The sequence below is a fragment of the Reyranella sp. CPCC 100927 genome, from assembly GCF_007859315.1.
Classification (GTDB): Bacteria; Pseudomonadota; Alphaproteobacteria; order Reyranellales; family Reyranellaceae; genus Vineibacter.
In genome coordinates this window covers 398,094-418,709 of the sequence record NZ_VOHA01000001.1, presented here as the reverse complement: position 1 = coordinate 418,709, position 20,616 = coordinate 398,094, and the positions used below count along the sequence as shown (strand labels likewise).

At 67.1% G+C, this 20,616-nt stretch carries 16 protein-coding genes; 7 read left to right on the top strand and 9 right to left on the bottom strand.

Annotation, left to right across the window (positions count from 1 at the left end):
- Positions 1–71 precede the first annotated feature (71 nt).
- Complete coding sequence (locus FQU96_RS01905; RefSeq protein WP_146539141.1) at positions 72–1,646, bottom strand: ABC transporter substrate-binding protein; 1,575 nt, start codon at positions 1,644–1,646, stop codon at positions 72–74.
- A 198-nt stretch (positions 1,647–1,844) separates the two neighbouring features.
- On the opposite strand from FQU96_RS01905, the gene FQU96_RS01900 reads away from it, so the two are divergent.
- Positions 1,845–2,588, top strand: coding sequence for a GntR family transcriptional regulator (locus tag FQU96_RS01900; RefSeq protein ID WP_178130254.1), 744 nt, complete (start codon positions 1,845–1,847; stop codon positions 2,586–2,588).
- Between the two features lie 30 nt (positions 2,589–2,618).
- Here FQU96_RS01900 and FQU96_RS01895 read toward each other — a convergent pair whose 3' ends face one another.
- From FQU96_RS01895 to FQU96_RS01880, 4 genes are all read right to left on the bottom strand, one after another.
- On the bottom strand, positions 2,619–3,896 hold the full coding sequence (locus FQU96_RS01895; protein ID WP_146539139.1) for an NAD(P)/FAD-dependent oxidoreductase: 1,278 nt from the start codon (positions 3,894–3,896) through the stop codon (positions 2,619–2,621).
- Between the two features lie 10 nt (positions 3,897–3,906).
- Positions 3,907–6,072: a molybdopterin cofactor-binding domain-containing protein gene (locus FQU96_RS01890; protein WP_146539138.1), complete on the bottom strand. Its 2,166-nt coding sequence runs from the start codon at positions 6,070–6,072 to the stop codon at positions 3,907–3,909.
- Positions 6,073–6,083: 11 nt separating this feature from the next.
- Positions 6,084–6,551 carry a (2Fe-2S)-binding protein gene (locus FQU96_RS01885; protein WP_146539137.1) on the bottom strand — a complete coding sequence of 156 codons (468 nt, stop codon included), beginning with the start codon at positions 6,549–6,551 and terminating at the stop codon, positions 6,084–6,086.
- Between the two features lie 160 nt (positions 6,552–6,711).
- On the bottom strand, positions 6,712–7,473 hold the full coding sequence (locus tag FQU96_RS01880) for an adenylate/guanylate cyclase domain-containing protein (RefSeq protein WP_178130253.1): 762 nt from the start codon (positions 7,471–7,473) through the stop codon (positions 6,712–6,714).
- Positions 7,474–7,675: 202 nt separating this feature from the next.
- On the opposite strand from FQU96_RS01880, the gene FQU96_RS01875 reads away from it, so the two are divergent.
- Positions 7,676–8,395: a response regulator gene (locus FQU96_RS01875; protein ID WP_146539135.1), complete on the top strand. Its 720-nt coding sequence runs from the start codon at positions 7,676–7,678 to the stop codon at positions 8,393–8,395.
- Positions 8,383–9,807: an ATP-binding protein gene (locus FQU96_RS01870; RefSeq protein ID WP_255467784.1), complete on the top strand. Its 1,425-nt coding sequence runs from the start codon at positions 8,383–8,385 to the stop codon at positions 9,805–9,807. Before FQU96_RS01875 ends, FQU96_RS01870 begins: the two co-directional genes overlap by 13 nt.
- Before the next feature lie 3 nt (positions 9,808–9,810).
- On the opposite strand, the gene FQU96_RS01865 is transcribed toward FQU96_RS01870, so the two are convergent.
- Positions 9,811–10,239: a hypothetical protein gene (locus FQU96_RS01865; protein ID WP_146539134.1), complete on the bottom strand. Its 429-nt coding sequence runs from the start codon at positions 10,237–10,239 to the stop codon at positions 9,811–9,813.
- Between the two features lie 161 nt (positions 10,240–10,400).
- Between FQU96_RS01865 and FQU96_RS01860 the strand changes: the two genes are divergently transcribed.
- Together FQU96_RS01860 and FQU96_RS01855 are read left to right on the top strand one after the other, a co-directional pair.
- Entirely contained in the window at positions 10,401–11,441 is a 1,041-nt protein-coding gene (locus tag FQU96_RS01860; protein ID WP_146539133.1) for an aldo/keto reductase, read from the top strand.
- 9 nt (positions 11,442–11,450) lie between these two features.
- Positions 11,451–12,674 (top strand): aminotransferase class V-fold PLP-dependent enzyme, encoded by a 1,224-nt coding sequence (locus tag FQU96_RS01855; protein WP_146539132.1) that lies wholly within the window; start codon positions 11,451–11,453, stop codon positions 12,672–12,674.
- A gap of 127 nt (positions 12,675–12,801) precedes the next feature.
- Here FQU96_RS01855 and FQU96_RS01850 read toward each other — a convergent pair whose 3' ends face one another.
- On the bottom strand, positions 12,802–13,584 hold the full coding sequence (locus FQU96_RS01850; protein ID WP_146539131.1) for an HpcH/HpaI aldolase/citrate lyase family protein: 783 nt from the start codon (positions 13,582–13,584) through the stop codon (positions 12,802–12,804).
- A gap of 101 nt (positions 13,585–13,685) precedes the next feature.
- Positions 13,686–14,528 (bottom strand): helix-turn-helix domain-containing protein, encoded by an 843-nt coding sequence (locus FQU96_RS01845; RefSeq protein WP_146539130.1) that lies wholly within the window; start codon positions 14,526–14,528, stop codon positions 13,686–13,688.
- A gap of 98 nt (positions 14,529–14,626) precedes the next feature.
- On the opposite strand from FQU96_RS01845, the gene FQU96_RS01840 reads away from it, so the two are divergent.
- The gene (locus tag FQU96_RS01840; RefSeq protein WP_178130252.1) at positions 14,627–15,604 is read left to right on the top strand and encodes a tripartite tricarboxylate transporter substrate binding protein; all 978 of its coding nucleotides are present in this window, start codon (positions 14,627–14,629) and stop codon (positions 15,602–15,604) included.
- A 5-nt stretch (positions 15,605–15,609) separates the two neighbouring features.
- The gene (locus FQU96_RS42550) at positions 15,610–19,422 is read left to right on the top strand and encodes a hydantoinase B/oxoprolinase family protein (RefSeq protein ID WP_146539128.1); all 3,813 of its coding nucleotides are present in this window, start codon (positions 15,610–15,612) and stop codon (positions 19,420–19,422) included.
- On the opposite strand, the gene FQU96_RS01830 is transcribed toward FQU96_RS42550, so the two are convergent.
- The gene (locus tag FQU96_RS01830) at positions 19,419–20,525 is read right to left on the bottom strand and encodes a phospholipase (RefSeq protein ID WP_146539127.1); all 1,107 of its coding nucleotides are present in this window, start codon (positions 20,523–20,525) and stop codon (positions 19,419–19,421) included. The genes FQU96_RS42550 and FQU96_RS01830 overlap by 4 nt on opposite strands.
- Positions 20,526–20,616 lie beyond the last annotated feature (91 nt).

Genomic DNA, 20,616 nt, shown 5'->3' with positions numbered 1-20,616 from the left:
AAACATGAGCCGGCCCTTCGGGCCGGTGCGCCACTGGAGTGGCGCGCTCCCGGCGAACCATCATCGTGCCGCTACTTCTTCAGGCCGATTTCCTGGAAGCCGCGCCAGTAGCCGGGATACGGCCATGGCTTGAAGTCGACCTTGCTGTCGCGCCAGGCCAGCGTGATCATCGGCCGGTAGGTGGTCATGCCACCCAGCACCTTCTCCTGCTTATAGCGGGCGATCTTGCGGGCGAGTTCGTCGCGCTTCTGCGGATCCATGGTGAGCTTCAGCTGCTCGACCATGGCGTCCGCCTCGGCATCCTGGGTGAAAGAGTAGCTGCCCCAGCCCTTGCCGGAAACGAAGCTGTGCAGGTGACCGGCCCAGGCCGTGCCCGGATCGCCGGGCAGGTTCTGGCTCCACATCCAGCTGATCAGCCCATCCATCTCCGGTGGCGCGTTGCGGCCGCGACGACCCAGATTGATCCAGGCGCCGTATTCGAGGCCCTGCACCTTGCAGCGGATACCCGAGGCGGTGAGGTAGGCGAACATCGCCTCGCCGACCTCCTTCACGTTGGGCTCACGCGGTGTGGTGAGGTTGTAGCAAGGCGTCTCGAAGCCGTTGGGATGGCCGGCCTGGCGCAGCAGCTCGCGCGCCTTCTTCGGATCGTATGGGTAGGGCTTCAGCTCGGGATCGTAACCGACGCTGCCTTTGCCGACCTGCACGTAACGCTCGCCCTGGCCGAACAGCACGCTCTTGATGATGGCGTTCACATCGATGGCGTGTGCCGCCGCCTGGCGCACTCGCACGTCGCGGAATGGCGAGTTGGGCTGGTCGGTGTTGAAGTCGAGATAGAGGTTGTTGCCCGACACGACGCTGATGGTCTTCACGCCGGGCATCTTCTTGAATTCCTCGACCATCGACAGCGGCACCGCGTCGACCCAATCGACGGCCCCGGTCTTGAACGCCGCGACGCGCGTCAGGTCTTCCGGAATGATCTTGATGGTGAGGTTCTTAACGGTGGGCCGATGCTCCTTGTTCCAGTAGTCATCGAAAGCCTCGAGCTTCAACTCGTCTTTCACGACGCGCGATACGAACTTCCACGGTCCCGTGCCGACCGGCGCCCTGGCGAAGCCCTCCTCGCCGACGCGTTCGTAATAGGCCTTGGGGATCGCCCACAGCTGCAGCTGGCCGGAGATGTAGGAACCGTCGCCTTCCTTGAAGTGCAGGCGGAAATGATGGTCGTCGATGATCTCGAAGCGTTCGACAGAGGCCTGCAGGTGCGACCAGCGCGACACCTTGGGATCGCGCAGCTTGCCGTAGGCAAACTCGAAGTCGGCGCTGGTGAGCGGATCGCCGTTGTGGAACTTCACGCCCTTGCGGATGCGCACATCGATGATCGGCTTGCCGTTGTCCTCGGTCACCTCCCATGATTCGGCCAGCCAGTTGACGGTGCGCAGATTCGGATCGGGCCGCACCAGCTGCTCGAACATCTGGCCCATGAAGTAGTGATCGACGCCGGCCGAGTATTTCAGCGGATCCATCACGGTCGACTCGGCGGCAAACGCCACGGTCAGACTGCCGGTGGCCGGTGTGCTCTGCGCCAGGGCGGCCACGGGCAGCAAGGACAGCGATAGCGCGAAACCAAGCGCCGGCGTTCTGATCATGCGTTTCCTCCCATTCGTTTGGCGCCGCCTGCGCGACCGTCGTTGGGTTCGAAGCCAACATGCTCAGGTACGAATGTCAAATGTCAGTTGTCGACAATTGTACTTCCGAAAATGCATGCAGCTTGGTAAGGAGCGCATGGCAATTTCCCGTAGTGAAACTGAGTGGCGCCGATGGCGACGGCTGTGATGCGACCGGTGATGGCTTCTGCCGATGGCGTTCCACGCCGCCGTGGCGAGCGCACGCGAACGATTCCCGAGCAGATCGCCGATCACCTCGGCATCGCCATCCTCAACGGCGAGTATCGTGGCGGGGAACGGGTGGCCGAGCAGGAGGTGGCCGCGCTCTATGGCGTCAGCCGCGGGCCGGTGCGCGAGGCGATCCGCGCGCTGGAGAAGCGCGGTCTGGTCGAGCTGTTCCCGCGACGCGGCGCTTACGTCGTCGACATCACGCTCGATGCCATTGCCGACATCTTCAACATCCGCGCCGCGCTGCTGGGCCTGGCGGCGCGCAACCTGGCGCTGCGCCGCGATGCGGCAGATGCCGTTGGCGAACTGACCGAGCACGCCGCCAACATACAGCGCCTGGCGCCGCTCGAAGACACGGATCCGGTGGCGTTCGCACTGGTGGTCGGGCGCACGGGCGGCATCGTCTATCGCCAGTGCGGCAACGCTCCACTCATCCGCATGCTGCGGCAGCAGAATCAGGGATCCCTGTGGGGCCTGATCTGGCGCGAGCGACCGCTGGACTTCTTCACCCCCCAGCGCCGCGTCGAGACGGCCAACGACTGGACGGCGATGGCGAAGGCGATCCGAAGCGGCGACGGCGCCGGCGCCGAACGCATCGTGCGCAAGGCACTCTACGATTCACGTGACGGCGCGATGGTCACCTTGCGCCAGCTGCGTGGCGAGCAGGTGGATCCGTCGAAACTCATCCGTGACTGAGCGCGGGATCGCCGCTGCGGACGATCGGCGTCAGCCGAACACGGCGCTGGTGACCGTGCGGAACCAGGACGCGGCATTTCGTGCCTCATTGGCGCGAAGCGTCCGCGGCGCGACCAGCGGACTTGTCCCACTCAGCTTGACGACCTCGGCAAACTGCCCATTGCTGGGACGATAGACGCTGGCGATCGAAATGCCGTAATCCGGCGCCATGAGGCTGTAGCTGGTGTTGAAGAGCTGGTGATCGGCCGGCGGCAGACCGCGAACCAGGCTCGCGATCGCCGTGGCACAGACCTTCGCCTGGCTGTTGGCCGCGAATGCCGATTTCGGCAGGGCACCCGCGATCGCGGCGTCACCGATGACATGGATATCGGGCTGCAGGCGTGATTCGAAGGAGATGGGATCGATCGGGCACCAGCCGGTGCGATCGGTGACACCGGCGAGCCGGGCGATCGCGCCGGCTTTCTGGGGCGGAATGATGTTCGCGACACTGGCGCGATGACGGCCGCGATCGGTGTGAATGGTCTTCGCCGCCGGATCGACGTCCGTGACGGCGCCGCCCGACGACAGCGGCACCCACTCCAGGAGGCCGGGATAGAGGTCCTGCCACGCGGCCTGGAACTGGCGCTGGCTGGGAAAGGCATCCTTGGCATCGAGAACGATCAACTTGGACCGCGGTTTCCTGGTCTTGAGGAAATGGGCGATCAGGCTCGCCCTTTCATAGGGTGCCGGGGGGCATCGGAACGGGTTGGCGGGCACCGAGATGACGACCAGGCCACCGTCATCCATGGCGTCGAGTTGGCGACGCAGGAGCATCGTCTGCGGTCCCGCCTTCCACGCGTGCGGCATCAGATCGACCGCGGCGGCCCCGTAGCCGGGAATGGCGCCCAAACGCAGGTCGATTCCCGGTGCCAGAACCAGGCGCGTGTAGTGGAGAGCCGAGCCGTCGCGCAGCCTCACCAGGCGTGCCCGCGGATCGACCGCGACCGCATCCTGCTGCACGATGGAAATGCCGTCGCGTTTCAACCCATCGTAACCGAACTCCTGCGCTTCCATTCCACGCAGGCCGGCGATCACTTCGTTGCTCGACGGGCAGGCGGTGAAGCGCCGGTTGGGTTCGACCAGCGTGATGCTGAGACGGTCGGATTGACGGCGCAATTCGCGCGCGCAGGTCGCGCCGGCAAAACCGCCGCCCACGATCACGATCGCCGCCGCCGGTCGCGCCAAGACGCGCGGCGCCCCGATGAACGGCGTGCCGGTGCCGGCGAGACCGGTCGGCACTGCGCTATGACGGGCTGTATGGGTGATCATGTCGCTCACGTCAGGCGGCTTTCAAGTCGTGGTTCTTGAGCGGCAGCGTCCGGATGCGCTTGCCGGTGGCGGCGAAGATGGCATTCAGCACGGCCGGCGCCGCCACCGCGATCGTCGGCTCGCCGACCCCGCCCCAGAAATCACCCGAGGGCATCGAAACGGTCTCGACCGCCGGCATGGCCGCCATCCGCATCACCTCATAGGTGTCGAAGTTCTCCTGCTCCATGCGACCGCCCTTGACGGTGCATTCGCCGTAGAGGCAGGCCGACAGGCCGTAGACGAACGAGCCCTCGACCTGTCGCTCGATCTGCGCCGGATTGACGGCGTGGCCCGGATTGGTCGCCGCAACGATGCGATGGATCTTCAGTTCACCGCCGGTGACCGACACTTCGGCTGCGGCCGCGACGTAGCTGCCGAAGCCCATGATCTGGGCAATGCCGCGATGGACGCCCGCTGCCGGTGGATTGCTCCAGCCGATCCGGTCCGCCGCCGCATCAAGGACCGCGCGATGCTTGGGGTAGTTCGCCATCAGCTTGCGGCGAAACGCCAGCGGATCCTGGCCCGCGGCGTGGGCGAGTTCATCCATGAAGCACTCGAGGTAGATCGCGTTCTGATTGAGGTTGACGCCACGCCAAGGACCCGGTGGCACCGGTGGATTGCGCATGGCGTGGTCGATCAGCAGATTCGCGATCGAGTAGCCCAACAGGCCAGCGTGCGTACTGTTGGCGGTCAAGCCCTGGAAAACGAGAGGATCCTTGCCGTTCTCCAGACCTTGAGGCCGGATCGCCGCGAAGATCGACTGACCTGAAATTCGCATATGCAAGGCCGTCAGGTTGCCTTCGCTATCGAGCGCGCCGGTCAGCTTGCATTGCGTCGTCGGATGATAGGCACCATGCAGCATGTCCTCTTCCCGCGACCAGATCAGCTTGACCGGTGTACCGGGGAGCTCCTTGGCGATCCGCACCGCCTGGTGCACGTAATCCTGATGGATGCCGCGCCGGCCGAAGCCGCCGCCGAGATGCAGTTTGTGGACATCGCACTTCTGAACCGGCAGGCCGGCTGCCTCTGCCGCCGCCGCCAGGCTGCCCTCGCCATTCTGGGTCGGCACCCAGACTTCGCACTTCTCGGGCGTGTAGAGCGCGGTGGCGTTCATCGGCTCCATGGTGGCGTGATTCTGGTAAGGATAGCCGTAGACCGCCGTCACGGTCTTGGCCGCGCGCCGGATCATCCCGCGCGCGTCACCGACGGCCGTGCCGACGAACGCCGCTTCTGCATCCAGGCCCTCTGCCAACGCGCTGGCGATGGACGCACTCGAAACACCCGTGTTGGGGCCGTCGTCCCAATCGATCGGCAGCGCATCGAGCGCCGTCTTGGCCTGCCACCAGGTGTCAGCCACCACGGCAACCGCCGTGTCACCGACCTGAACCACTTTCTTCACGCCCGGCATGCCGGTGACCTTGCCAGCATCGAATCGGCTCACCTTGCCGCCGAACACGGGGCACGCCTTGATGGCAGCATTCAGCATGCCCGGTCGCACGACGTCGGTGCCGTAGATCTGCTTGCCGTTGAGCTTGTCGGCGGTGTCGAGCCTGGGCAACGGCTTGCCCGCGACGGTCCAATCCTTCGGATCCTTGAGTTTGACCTCAGCGGGTGGCGTCAGCTTGGCTGCCGCACTCGCGACCTTGCCGAACGTGGTCACGCGGCCCGTGGGACGATGCGTGATCACGCTCCTGGCCGCCACACACTCGCCCGCGGGGACGCGCCAAGCCTGCGCTGCCGCCGCGATCAACATCTCGCGCGCGATGGCCCCGCCCTTGCGCACATATTCTTGCGACTCGCGGATGCCGCGACTGCCGCCCGTGGAGAAGTCGCCCCACACGCGATTGCGTGCCACGTTCTGACCCGGGGTCGGATACTCGGTCGTCACCCGGGACCAGTCGCACTCCAGTTCCTCGGCCACGAGTTGGGCGAGGCCGGTCAGCGTGCCCTGTCCCATCTCCGAACGCGCGATGCGAATGACAACGGTCTCATCGGGCTTGATGACCACCCAGGCGTTGATCTCAGTGGCCGCATCAGCAGCGTACGCGCTGCCCGGCAGCGGCACATGGAAGCCTAGCGACAAGCCGCCCACCGCGGCAGCGGATCCGACGACGAAACGGCGGCGTGAAACGGTCATGCTCGCCTCCTTCAGCCTTGCCGGGTGTCGCGGCTCTTGGCCGCCTGCTTGATCGCCGCGCGCACGCGGTTGTAGGTTCCGCAGCGGCAGATATTGGTGATTTCGCTATCGATGTCGGTATCGGACGGATCACGGTTCTGCTGCAGCAACGCGACCGCGGCCATGATCATGCCGGACTGGCAGTAGCCGCATTGCGGCACGTCCAATGCCAGCCACGCCTTCTGCACCGGGTGAGAGTTGTCGGCAGACAGGCCCTCGATGGTGACGATCTTCTGTTCCGCCGAGACCGCACCGACCGTCAGCGCGCAGGACCGCGTAGCGACACCATCGATATGCACGGTGCAGGCGCCGCACTGGGCAACACCGCAGCCGTACTTGGTTCCGGTCAGCCCGAGCTGTTCGCGGATGGCCCACAGCAACGGCGTATCGGGATGAACGTCCACGTCGCGCACTGTGCCGTTGATGGTCAGTCGTGCCATGTTGAGCCTCGTGGATGGTGGCATGGGAACGCTAGGCGGGAGCTGTCGCAGAAAGTTGTCCTGCGGCGTCTCTGTTTGTCGCCGACTGTCGCGATCCGGCTGTTTGACACAGATTGATACAAACGCCGGGAGCACCTGCTGAAAGCGAATGCTCGCTGTGTCACGCGGCGCCTGTACGGCAGAGCGCGACCACGGTTTGCGCATCGAGACCTTGATGCATGACCCAGACGGCGACCGGCTTGCGACGGCCGCGCACTGTCAGACTCATCGGGCTGCGCTGGCAGATATCCAGGCCGATGTTCAGTGGGGCGCACCGGCAGGCTGCCCGCATCACGTCGTCGGAAACCACCAGCGACGCCCCCAGCTGACGCGTTGCGCGCTCGAGCCGGCTGGCGACGTTGACGGCATCGCCCAGCACCATCAGCTTGGCACGCCGATCATCGCCGCTGTTGCCGACCACGGCCTCGCCGACATGCAGACCGATGCCGATGCGCAACGGCTGCGCCTGGCGCGCCGGGCTTTCGCGGTTCCAGCGCACCAGTTCATCCAACATCGCCAGCGCGCAGCGCAGGGCCCGCACCGTGTCATCCGGCGTCGCCCACATGCCGCCCCACACCGCCATGACGCCGTCACCGATGTAGTCGTCGATCCCGGCGCCATGCGCGGCGATAACCCGCGCCATCCGCCGATGGAACTCACCGAGCAGGCCGATCGTGTCGGCCGGCGCGAGGTCCTCGCACAGGCGCGTGAACCCCACGATATCGGCGAACAGCACGGTCACCCGGGCCGGACGCGGGACGTCGAACGCAGCCGGATCGATCGCGGCGTGGCGCGCCAGCAGCGGTGGAACAAAGCGCGACAGATTGTCGTTGATACCGCCATGGATCGGCAGACCCACGCGGCGTATGGCTGATCTCAGCATCTTGGACACCCGCTGTGTTGAGGGGACGGCGCTGGTTCCTGGACGCCCTGATCCTGCCCCGCGGCTGTGACAGGACTTTGCCGCCGAACCCATTGAATTGTCGCGGAGTGCGACGGATGGGCGGGGCGACAAACTTTGATACAGTTTAGCCGGCGCGTTGCCGGCCTCGCCGTGGTAGCTTCAGGCTGCGAGAGAAAACGCGATGGAACCCACGCCTCACGTTGCCGTCGTCGACGATCACCGCGACATTCGCGAACTGGTCGGACGCTACCTGACCCAAAACGGCTACCGCGTCAGCGTCGCCGAGAGCGCTGCTGCGTTCCGCCGCATCCATGAACGCAGCGCCTTCGATCTGGTGGTGCTCGACATCATGATGCCAGGCGAGGACGGGCTGCAGCTCTGCCGGCATCTGCGCGCGACCGCCGACGTGCCCATCATCCTGCTGACCGCCATCATCGAGGACACCGATCGCATCATCGGCCTCGAGATGGGTGCCGACGACTACCTGACCAAACCGTTCAACCCGCGCGAACTGCTGGCGCGCATCCGCGCCGTCCTGCGACGCGCCAACAGCCTGCCGCCGCGACAACAGCGCCGGCCGGCCAACGCCGTGCGCTTCGATCGCTGGACCTTCGAGGTCGGCCGCCGCGAGCTGGTGGGCGCCGACGGCGTTGCGGTGCCGTTGAGCACTGCCGAGTTCCGCCTGCTGCACGTCTTCCTCGACCATCCCGGCCTGGTGCTGTCACGTGAGCAGTTGCTGGACCTCACGGTCGGCCGGGCCGCTGATGTGTTCGATCGCAGCATCGACAACCAGGTCAGCCGGCTGCGCAAGAAGATCGAGATCGACCCGAAGAACCCGGCGCTGATCAAGACGCATTGGGGCGGCGGCTACAGTTTCGAGGCCGACATATGCGCGGCATGATGCGACGCCTGTTGCCGATCAGCCTCACCGGCCAGATGGTGATCTTGCTGCTGGCCGCACTGGCGCTGTCGCAGGCCATCGCTTTCGTCGTCTTCAGCGATGAGCGCACCACCGTGCTGAAGGGTGCTGCCAAGGAAGAGTTCCTGGTACGCAGCGCATCGACGGCGCGGCTGCTCGAAGCGACACCACCTGCCCTGCACGCCGAGATCCTGCGCGCCGTCGGCACGAGCTACACACGCTACTGGGTGGCGACCGACACCACCGAGGATACCAGCCAGTGGATGCGCGAAGCATGGATCCAGCTGGCCGAAGGATTGACGCTGAAGCCGCGCCCCGGGCATCCGCCGCCGGCGGATGCGGCAGCGCAGTCATCCTGGATCGCGACCGCAGCTGCCGCCACGAACGCTGCATCCTGGCGTGTCCTGCCGGCCCATGTATGGTCGTTCACGCGACCGGCGAAATTCCTCTATCTGGAGGAAGCCAACGCGATGGGACTGACCGTCCCGCTCGGCGATGGCCGCTGGCTGAACGCCTTCTTCGCCAAGCGGTTGCCGTCCGTCTGGTCATCGCAGTCCTACCTGTCGCTGGGACTGACGGCGCTGGCTTTGTCGCTGATCGCCGTGGTGATCGCGGGGCGTATCGCACAGCCGCTGCGGCAGTTGGCGCAAGCGGCCGAAGGACTGGGTCGCGGCGAACAGGTCGAGCCGGTGCCCGAGCGCGGGCCGACCGATGTCCGCCGCACCGCCGAGGCTTTCAATCAGATGCAGACCCGCCTGCGCCGCTTCGTGGAGGATCGCACGCGCATGCTGGCCGCGATCGGCCACGATCTGCGCACGCCGCTCACATCGCTGCGCTTGCGCGCTGAATTCGTTTCCGACGAGGAGACGCGGGAAAAGCTGCTGGCAACGGTTGAGGAAATGCAGACCATGACCGAGGCGACGCTGGCTTTCGCGCGCGAGGATGCCAGCGGCGAAGCCACGCGCGCCGTCGATTTTCCGGCCTTGCTGGAAAGCCTGTGTGCCGACCTCGCCGATCTCGGCTGGAATGTGAACGTTTCCGAGACAGGGCCGATGCCTTATCGCTGCCGGCCCGACGCACTGCGCCGTGCGCTGCGCAACCTGATCGAGAACGCCGTGCGCTATGGCGGCGAAGCGCGCGTGGCGCTCAGCCAGACAGCGGATGGACTGGAGATCACCATCGACGACGATGGGCCCGGCATCCCCGACCAGGACCTCGAGCGGGTGTTCCAGCCGTTCGTGCGACTGGAGAATTCGCGCAACCGCGAGACCGGCGGGGTCGGCCTGGGCCTGTCGATCGCCCGCAGCATCGTGCGCGCCCATGGCGGCGACGTTATCCTCGCCAATCGCCCGGACGGACTTCGCGCCACCATCCGCCTGCCGCGCGTGGGCTAGGCGCTACTGCGCGCGGACCCACAGCATGGGTCCGCTGGCATCCATCATCTCGAACCGCGCCGCGCTCAAGAACCGGATCTGGGCATTGATCGGGCTGTTCATCGCCACGATGGGCCGGATCGGGTAGCAGGCGCCATAGCGGCAGTCCTGTTTGGGGTCGTAGTCATAATAGACCAGGGACAAGGTCCCGAGATCCGGCGACAGCTGGTAGGCGCCGACATAGTTCTGGGTCAGCCCCGGGATCACCATCTGCTGGCGGAACCGACCATCGGGGCCGAACTGGAAAAAGAAGGCGTGTGACTGCTGCCCGTCGCTGCGATAGGCCGAATAGCTCCAGACCCCGACAATGGGGTTTTGCTGCGCCGACGCCGCATGCATCAGCGCCAGCAGGGCCGCAACGAGCATCATCAAAGCCGACAGGTGCCGTTTCATGCTGCGATTCGGCCCGCATTTGTCGGGGCTGTACATGCAAAATAGTTTGGTCGCCATTCAGGCATGGCATGGTGCGGGTGCTGTCCATGCCATGAGCGGCCCGTGACATGGCGCGTGATGCCGGTCAATCTTGCCGCGGATGCCTGTTCAACGGAGCTCACATGCCGACTGCCCTTCCGCATCGCCGCATCGGCCGTACGGCCATCGACGTCACTGAGCTGGGTCTGGGCGGCGCGCCGATCGGCGGTTTCCGAGTCACCATCCCCGACGCTGAAGCCGTGGCGCTCGTAGACGCTGCCTACCAGGCCGGGATCGCCTTCTTCGACACCTCGCCCTTCTACGGCTACGGGCGCAGCGAACTGCGGATGGGTGCTGCGCTGCGCGAGAAGCCGCGCGACAGCTACGTGCTGTCGACCAAGATCGGCCGCGTGATGCGCACGTTACGCCCCGGCGAAGTCGTGGCGGACCTGCGGCCCAACTGCCTGCCGGGCTTCGCGCCGACGTTCGACTACACTTACGATGGCGTCATGCGCTCGCTGGAGCAGTCGCATCTGCGCATGGGCATCGCGCGGATCGACGTCGCGTTGATTCACGACGTCGATTTCTGGACGACGCAGGACCGCGCGGTGCTGGAAGAGCGCTTCCGCACCGTCATGGAGAGCGGCTTTCGCGCCCTGGATGATTTGCGCCGCGCCGGCGTGATTGGCGCCATCGGCATCGGGCTGAACGAGTCAGACACCAGCCTGCGTTTCCTGCAGGCCGGCGACTTCGACTGCATCCTGCTGGCGGGCCGCTATACGTTGCTCGAGCAGGGTGCCTTGGCCGAATTCATGCCGGCCTGCGTCAAACGCGGCACGTCCGTGATCCTTGGTGGGCCATTCAACTCAGGCATCCTCGCCGGCAACGTCAAACCGGGCGCCACCTACGACTATGCCAATGCACCACCGGCGATCATCGAGCGGGCGCAACGGATCGAGGCCGTCTGCGGGCGGCATGGCGTGCCGCTGGCCGCCGCGGCGTTGCAGTTCCCGTTGGCGCATCCGGCCGTGTGTTCCGTCATTCCCGGCGCACTGAGCGTCGCGGAGGTCGAGCAGAATGTGGGCCACATGCAGCGCCCGATCCCGTCGGACCTGTGGGCCGAACTGATCCACGAGGGGCTGCTCGACAGCGCGGCACCGATCCCGCGCCCCGGCAGGCCGTGAGTGCGCATCATGACCGTTGATCCCTACGCCCGCCTGGGCGTGCGTCGTCGCATCAATGCCGCCGGGGCCCTGACCCGCCTCGGCGGCGCCGTGATGGCGCCCGAGGTCGTGGCGGCAATGGCGGAAGCGGCGCGCGCCTCGGTGGATATCGGCGAACTGCAGGATGCCGCGAGCACACGCATCGCGGCGGCGACGGGCGCCGAAGCCGGCATGGTGACCACCGGAGCGGCCGCCGGCCTGACGCTGGCCACCGCCGCCGCGATGGCGCGGTTCGATCCGGCGCGCATGGCGGCACTGCCGCATGCCGACGGCTTCCCGCGCGATATCCTGATCCCGCGCACCCATCGCACCGGCTACGCCCATGCGTTGGCGGCCGCTGGCGCCCGGCTGATCGACATCGGCCACAACGATCGCGGCACCGGTGCCGGCGTGCGCGGCCTGGAGGCCTGGGAGATCGAGGCGGCGCTGTCGCCCTTGGTCGCCGCCTTCGGCTTTGCCGCCAACCCGACGACGATGACCGATCTGCCGACGGTCGTCGCCGTCTGCCGGCCGCGCGGCATACCGGTGATCGTCGATGCCGCCGCGCAACTGCCGCCCAAGGAGAACCTGCGCCGGTTCATCGCCCTGGGCGCCGACCTGGTGGTGTTTTCCGGCGGCAAGGCCCTGGGTGGGCCGCAGGCATCGGGCATCCTCGCCGGCCGGCGCGACCTGGTGGCATCGGCCCTGTTGCAGCAGCTCGACATGGATGTATCGCCGCGGACCTGGATACCGCCGCGGCTCGTCGACGGCGCCAATCTGCGCGGCGTGCCGCACCACGGCATCGGCCGCGGTTTCAAGGCGGGCAAGGAGGAGATCGTCGGCCTGCTGACGGCACTTGAGCGGTTCGTCGATGCCGATGTCGATCGCGACAACGCAGCACTGGCCACACGACTGGACGATATTGCCATGGCCATCGGCGACCGGCGCGGCCTCGATGTCAGTCTGGTGCCGGCGCAGGCGACCGGCCGCGTGCCCGTTCTGGAGCTATCGATCGATCCCGCCCTGGCCGGGACGGATGCGTTTGATCTCAGCGCCCGCCTGCAGGCGGGTGACCCGCCCGTCCATCTCTCGGAGCGTCACGCCACGCGGGGCGTGCTGACCCTCGATCCGCAGGTGCTGCCGCCCGAAGCCGATGCCCCACTCGCCGCAGCAATCCGTCAGGCGCTGCAAGCGAGCGGCGCCAACGGACGCTAGTACTTGGAATCGTTGGTCACTGATACCGTTGTCATCCCGAGCGTAGCGAGGGATCTTTGCGAGATGGCGCATGGTGCGTCTGCTGCGAAAGATCCCTCGCTGCGCTCGGGATGACATGCTGCCGCTGCTAGGCCGCGGCCACGTCGCCGGCCGCCTTGCGGGTGGCCTGCACGGCCTCGCGGGCCGCCTTGGCCATCAGGCCGCTGTCGTTGGCGATGGTGACGAAGCGGAAGCCCTTCTCGATCATGCGCGCGGCGTAGGCCGGCGTGCCGTTGTGCAGGCCGGCGAACTGGCCGCGCTTCTTGGTGGCCGCCAGCAGCTTGTCGTAGATCGCCAGCACCTGTGGCTCCTCGCGATCGAGCACCGGCTTCAGGCCGAGCGACAGGCCGAGGTCGCTGGGGCCGACATAGATGCCGTTGACGCCGGGTACGTCGAGGATGGCGTCGATGTTGTCGATCGCCTCCTGGGTCTCGATCATCGGGATCACCAGCACCTCGTCGTTGGCGGTCGCCTGGTAGGGCGTCGCCTCGCCGTAGGCGCCGGCCCGGATCGGGCCGTTGCTGCGTTTGCCCTTGGGCGGATAGAGGCAGTAGGATACCAGCGCCTTGGCTTCGGCGGCCGTGTTGATCATCGGGCAGATCACACCCCAGGCGCCGCCGTCGAGCACCTTGCCGACAATGCCGGGCTCGTTCCACGGCACGCGCACCAGCGGCGTTACGGGATGGCGGTCCATGGCCTGGAAGCAATGCACCATCGACTGGTAGTCCTGCACCCCGTGCTGCATGTCGACCGTGACGCTGTCCCAACCGCACTGCGCCATGGTCTCGGCCGAGAAGCCGTTGGGGATCGCCAGCCAGCCGTTGACGCAGGCCTTGCCCGCCTGCAGCCGCTGCTTCAGCTTGTTCGCCATGTCGCGTTTCCTCTCTCGTGAGCTCGGCAGCCGAAATTAGCCCGGCGCTCTGCCTCAATGCCATCGCCGATTGATGGGACGACGTCCGATCTCCTATGCAATCACCGCCTTGCTGCTGGCCGTGACGCACCGCGATCAGCCCCCCTGCCGCCATCGAAGCCGCGTTCGATCGCACGTCCCAGGCTGTGTGCGGCGGCACGCAGGGCCGGCAGGCATTGGCGCGCGATCGCCTCCGCCGTCGCCATCCGGGGCAGGTAGACCACGTTCAGGCAGGCCACTGCCCGGCCGCCAACCGTCACCGGCGCGGCGATAGCGCCGACACCAGGTGGAATGGAGATGTCGCGCACGCCATAGCCGCGCGCCCGGGTGCGGGTGACTTCGTGTTCAATGGCCGCTCGTTCGGCCGAGTCGGTGCGCGCGGCCAGGATCCGTTGGCGCTCGGTATCGTCGCACCACGCGAGATAGGCAAAACCCGAACCCGAATTGAAGATCGACGACATCATGCCGGCGTAGCGTCGGTTGATGTTGAGGCCTGAGTGGCTGCGGTTGGACGTCAGCACGATCATGGACTCGCCGCTGCGCACCATCAGGTCGGACGGCCAATGGATGCGACGCATCAGGCGACGCAGATGCGGCTGGGCAATCGCGGCCAGCCAGGCGTCGTAGTCGAAGGCCGACGACAGGACGGTGACGCGCGGACTGACATCGTAGCGCCCGTCCAGGCCGGTATGCGCGATATAGCCGGCGCCCTCCAGGGTCTCCAGCAGGCGGATCACCGTGGCGCGCGGCAAGCCGACCGCCTGTGCCAGTGCGGCAACCGATCCAGCCTGCCCTTGGTTGACGGCCGCCAGCACATCAAGCCCGCGCAGCAGGGCACGCACCGGTTCGAAGGTGGATCGAACGGCGCCCGGTCGCCGTCTGCCGGATGCACGAGAGGTGTTCACCAGATGAACACTAAGGCAATCCCGTCGCTAGGCAACGGGTGGCGGCTGTGAAAAATGGTGCAGCAGAACCGAAGAAATCATCGCCGATGGGGTGTCTGATGCGCCGGACATTGATTGCCTTTCTCGCTGCGCTGGGCATGGCGCCGACCGTGGTGTTGCCGGCCGCAGCGCAGGGCGACTATCCCAACAAGCCGGTGCGTATCCTGGTGGCGTACGCGCCCGGCGGCTCGGCCGACATCATGGCCCGCCTGCTCGCGCCGCCGCTCGGCCGGGTGCTGGGCACCACCATCGTGGTCGACAACAAGCCGGGCGGCGGCGGCATCGTCGGCAGCGAGGCCTGTGCGCGGGCGCCCGCCGACGGCTACACGATCTGCTTCGGCTCGACGACGACGCACTCGATCCTGCCCTTCCTGCACGGCGGCAAGCTGCCGTTCGATCCGCTCAAGGATTTCACGGCGCTGACCCTGGTCGGCACGCAGCCCAACGTCATTGCCGTCAACCCCAAGGTGCCGGCCACCACGCTGGCCGAACTGGTCGCCTGGGCCAGGAAAACACCGGGCGTCGGCTACGCCACGGCCGGCATCGGCACGTCCAACCACCTGATCGGCGCCTACCTCAACAAGGAGCTGGGGCTCGATATCGCCCATGTGCCTTACCGCAGCGGCGGACTTGCCACCGGTGCCGCCGTCGCCGGCGAGGTGCCGATGGTCATCGACCAGATCTCAACCGTGCTGCCGTTTCTCAACGGCGAGAAGCTGAGGGCCATCGCGGTCACCAGTCCCAAGCGCTCGCAGCTGCTGCCCGACGTTCCGTCCATCACCGAGGGCTTCCTGCCATCGATCAAATTCGATTCCTACCAGGCTGTGTTCGCGCCGGCCGGCGTGCCGCCGCAGATCGTGCACAAGCTCAATGACGCCATCCGCACGGCACTGGCCGATCCCGAGATCCGCAAGCGTCATCTCGAACTCGGCATCGAGCTGGTGTTGAATTCGTCCGAGGATTTCACCGCGTGGCTGCGCGAGACGGCGCCGCGGTGGCAGGAGCTGGTCGCGCTCTCCGGCGCCAAGGTCGAGTAGCGGCCATGATCCGCGTTGCATCCGATATCGGCGGCACGTTCACCGACCTGGCGCTGGAGCGCGACGGCCGCATCTTCAGCACCAAGCTGCCGACCACACCCGGCCGTCCCGAGGAAGCGGTGATGGTCGGCCTGCAGCAGTTGCTGGCCGAAACGGGCACTCGGCCCACGGACATCGGACTGTTCATCCACGGCACGACGCTGGCGACCAATGCCGTCATCGAGCGCAAGGGCGCGCGTACGGTGTTCGTGGGCACGGCGGGCCACACCGATTCACTGGAGATCGGCCTGGAGAACCGCTTCGATCAGTACAATCTGAGTATCGAAAAGCCGCGACCGCTGGTACCGCGACCGCTGCGCCTGGGCCTGCGCGAACGCATCGCCGTCGACGGTTCGGTGGTCGACGCGCTGGACGATGCCGAACTGGCGCGCCTCGAGGCCTTCGTTCGCGACACGAATGCAGAAAGCGTCGCCGTCTGCCTGCTGCACGCTTACATCAACGACAGTCACGAACGGCGGGTCGGCGCCCATTTGCGCAAAGCCCTGCCGGGTGTGTCGGTGTCGTTGTCGAGCGAGGTCTCGCCGATCGCCGGTGAATACGAGCGCGGCACCACCGTCTCGGCCAACGCCTACGTGCAGCCGCTCATGGCGCGCTACCTGGAGCGCCTGCAGGCGCAGCTTGTCACCCTCGGTGTCGGCGCCCCCGTTCTGGTGATGATGTCCGAGGGCGGACTCACGTCGGTCGAGACCGCCTGTCGCTTCCCGGTACGCCTGATCGAGAGCGGGCCGGCCGGCGGCGCGCTGCTGGCCGCCTCGATCGGCCGGCGACTGGGCATCGACCGGCTGTTTTCGTTCGACATGGGCGGCACGACCGCCAAGATCTGCCTGATCGATGACGGCACACCGCAGTTCGAGACGTCGTTCGAGGTCGATCGCGCCTATCGTTTCCGCAAGGGCAGCGGCCTGCCGCTGCGCATCCCCGTGGTCGACCTGGTCGAGATCGGCGCCGGCGGCGGTTCCATCGCGCGCGTCGATTCACTGGGCTCCATCCGCATCGGCCCCGAGAGCGCCGGCAGTGAGCCGGGACCAGCCTGCTACGGCAACGGCGGCACGCAGCCCACAGTAACCGATGCCGACTTGGTGGCCGGCAAGATCGATGCCACGCGCTTCGCTGGCGGGTCGCTGCGCCTGGATCCCCGCGCGGCCGCCGACGCCATTCGCGCGCATGTCGGCAAGCCGCTGGGCCTGTCGGATGTGGAAGCAGCCGCGGCCATCGGCGAAATGGTCGACGAGAACATGGCCAATGCCGCGCATATCCACGCCACGGAAAAGGGCAAGGACATCGCTGCCTACACCATGGTTGCCTTCGGCGGCGCGGCGCCGCTGCACGCGCTGCGCGTTGCCGACAAGCTCGGTATCGACCGTGTCGTCATTCCGCCCAATGCCGGCGTCGGATCGGCGATCGGCTTCCTGGTGTCGCCGGTGTCCTATACGACACGCCGCACGCACTACATGCGGCTGGCCGACATGGACCCTGTCGTCGTGCGCCGCACGCTGGAGGAGATGCAAGCCGACGCCGAGATCCAGGTCCGCTCCGCTGCCGCCCATGGGACGCTGGCGCAGGAGTGGAAAGCCTTCATGCGTTACGTCGGGCAGGGCCACGACATCGCCATCGATCTGGATGGCACACCGGCGGAAATCGCGACCGAAGACCTGGCCGAACGGCTGACGGCGCGTTTCGAGGACGCCTACCGTCACCAGTTCGGTCGCACGCTCGACGGCAACGCCATCGAGATCGTCGGCTGGGCCTACAAGCGCGCCATCCTGCGGCGCGATGCCGAGACGATCTGGTCGGCACCGCAGGAAGCGGCCGCAGCGGGCACCGAAACGCGGCGAACCGTCTATGACCCGGCACGCCGTGCGTCGAGCGCCGCGCGGCAGGTTGATCGCGCCGCCATGACGGCCGAGGCCCGGCCGGGTCCGGCCCTGATCGTCGAACCGCAGACCACGATCTTCGTGCCGGCGGGATTTGAAGCCTGGCGCGATGACAGCGGCTGCATTGTCGTCCAACGCCGCGCGCAGCGCGCAGCCGCCAGCACACCGTTGACCGACCTCGCCCACCAGATCATGTGGAACCGCCTGCTGTCGGTGGTCGAGGAGCAGGCGCAGGCGCTGATGCGCACATCCTTCAGTTCGGTGGCACGCGAAGCCGGCGATCTGTCCGCCGGCGTCTTCACACCAGACGGCCGCATGATCGCGCAGGCCGTCACCGGCACGCCGGGCCACGTGAATTCCATGGCCCAGTCGGTATTCCATTTCCTCAAGGTCATTCCACTGGAATGCTGGCAGCCGGGCGATGTCGGCATCACCAACGATCCGTGGAGCGGCACCGGACACCTCAACGATTTCTGCGTGGTCACGCCCGCTTTTCGTGGCGGCCGACTGATCGGCTTCTTCGCCTGCACGACCCACATCATGGACGTCGGCGGACAGGGCGCCGGCTTCGACGGCCGCGACATCTGGCAGGAAGGCCTGCGCATTCCGATCATGAAGCTGATCGAGGCCGGGCGACTGGACGACAAGCTGGTGTCGGTCATCGCCACCAACGTCCGCCTGCCGCAGCAGGCGATCGGCGACATCATGTCCCTGGTCGCGGCGAACCACACGGGATGCGTCGGATTGAACCGCATGTGCGACGAGTTCGGCATGACCGACATCGACGCGCTGGCGCACTACATCTTCGAGCGCTCGACCGCCGGCATGCGCGCCGCGATCGACCGGCTGAAGGCAGGCACCTACCGCGCCGAGCTGCAGATGGACGGCGTCGAACGGCCCATCCGCCTGGTGGCCGACATGACGATCGGTGATGGCGCCATCCACGTCGCCCTGTCGGGTGACCTCGAGCCGTCGGCCAAGGGAATCAACGTTCCCTACTGCTATACCGACGCCTATGCCAGCTACGGCGTGCGCTGCCTGGTCGGACCGGAGATCCCCAACAACTTTGCCTCGCTGGCGGCCGTGCGCATCGCGGCGCCGGTGGGATCCATCCTCAACGCCGTCGATCCGGCGCCGGTCACGTCGCGGCACATGATCGGCCAGATGCTGCCCGATCTGATGCTGAGCTGCCTCAGCGCCGCCGACCCCCAGGGCGCACCGGCCGAAGGCAGCGCTTCGCTGTGGAACATCCGTCTTCTGCGCCAAGGCATCACCACCACCGGGCTCGCACGCTTCGTTTCGCTGTTCTTCCACTCCGGCGGTACGGGCGCACGACCCGGGCTCGACGGATTGTCGGCGACGGCGTATCCCAGCGGCGTGCGCTCGATCCCCGTCGAGCTCGCCGAGCGCAACGCACCGGTGCTTTACGTGCGCAAGGAGCTGCGCCGGGACTCGGGTGGCGCCGGCCGCTGGCGCGGCGGCCTGGGCCAGACCATTGAACTGCGCGCTGCCGACGGCGGCGACATGACCCTGGCTGCGATCTTCGAGCGCGTCGCCAATGCCCCGCGCGGCCGCCTTGGCGGCGCTGATGGCGCATCGGGGCGAGTCTCGCTGAAAGCGGCCGGACCGCTGGCTGCCAAGGGCCTGCAGACGATCCCCGGCGGCGACACGCTGGTGGTGGAAAGCCCGGGCGGCGGTGGACTCGGCACCCCCTACGCACGCCCTGCCGACGCCGTCCGCACCGACGTCATGGCCGGCTATTGCAGCGTCGAGCAAGCACGCATGGCCTATGGTGTCGCCTTGCGCGCCGATCTTTCCATCGACGTGTCCACGACGGCATTGCTGCGGCAGAGCGCACGCCCAGCCAGTCTTGCCGCCGACTAGCGCGGTGCCGGGCGCGATCCCAGGAACCAGTCGAGAATGGCGGCATTCTCGTCGCGCGGATAGGTGTGCGACAGGTCGGGGATCTCGCGATAGATCACGTCGGCGCCGGCCTCCTGCAGGGTCAGGTGGGCGCCCTGGGCCATCTCCGGGGGAAACATCCAGTCGTGCGTGCCGTGCACGATGTGGACCGGCAGGCCACGCACCCGATCGCTGTCGGCGAAGGTCATCAGCAGCGGATGGAAGCTGGCGGCAATCGGCGCCAGGTGCGTGAAGTGACAGTCGCCCCGCAGGCCCAGCACGTAGGTGAACGTGCCGCCATCGCTCATGCCGGTCAGCAGTTGCCGCTCGGCATCGATGCGCCATTGGCCGGCGACGTCCGCGATCATGCGGTCGATGTTCGGGCCGTCGACCTCCGGCTCCATCAGCGACCAGGTCGACCCTGCGGCCGTCGGCGCCACGACGATGAAGCCGCGCGTTCGCGCCTCGCGGACCCAGCTCCACAGGAACGCACCGCCATTGCCGCTGCCGCCGTGCAGGGCGACGACCAGCGGCCAGGCGCGCGCCGCGTCGTACCACTCCGGCACATAGAGCGAAAAGGCACCGCGCGTGCCTGGCTTGCCGCCGACATGCATCACGCCGACATGCTCGCGTACCGGATCGACGGCGGCCAGCCGCGCCGCCACGGTGGCGTCATCGCGTGCCGCGGCTTCGAGAAAGAACTGGCTGACCGGACGCAGGTGGATCGCCATCGGATAGATCGCCTCGGCGGCCCGGGCATAGGCGCGCAGCGCCCGATAGGCGGCAAACATCGGCTGCGGCGCCTCGTTGGCGGCCAGGAGTCCGGTGATCCCCTCGCCGGCCGCCGCGGCGGCCTGTTCCAGGCAATCCCGCGCCGGCTGCAGGCGTTCAGGCCAGGTGAGCGCGCGCGAGGCCGACAGCGCGGCCGCAACGTCGCTCTCGCGGCCGGCGACAGCCTTGATCAACTGCGCCAGGGTCGCGGGTGACAGATGACGGCCGGCGAATTCCAGCGCATGCAGCGCCCGCAGCGTCACCGGCACCAGGGCGGCGATCGCATCGGCAGCCGGTTCGTTCTGCTGGTCCATGACACCCTCGTCCACGTAACGACATCAGAGCGCGCCGTGGGCCGATCGGCAACGGCGCTTTCACCGAGGGGCGATGCGGCCCCGGCATGAC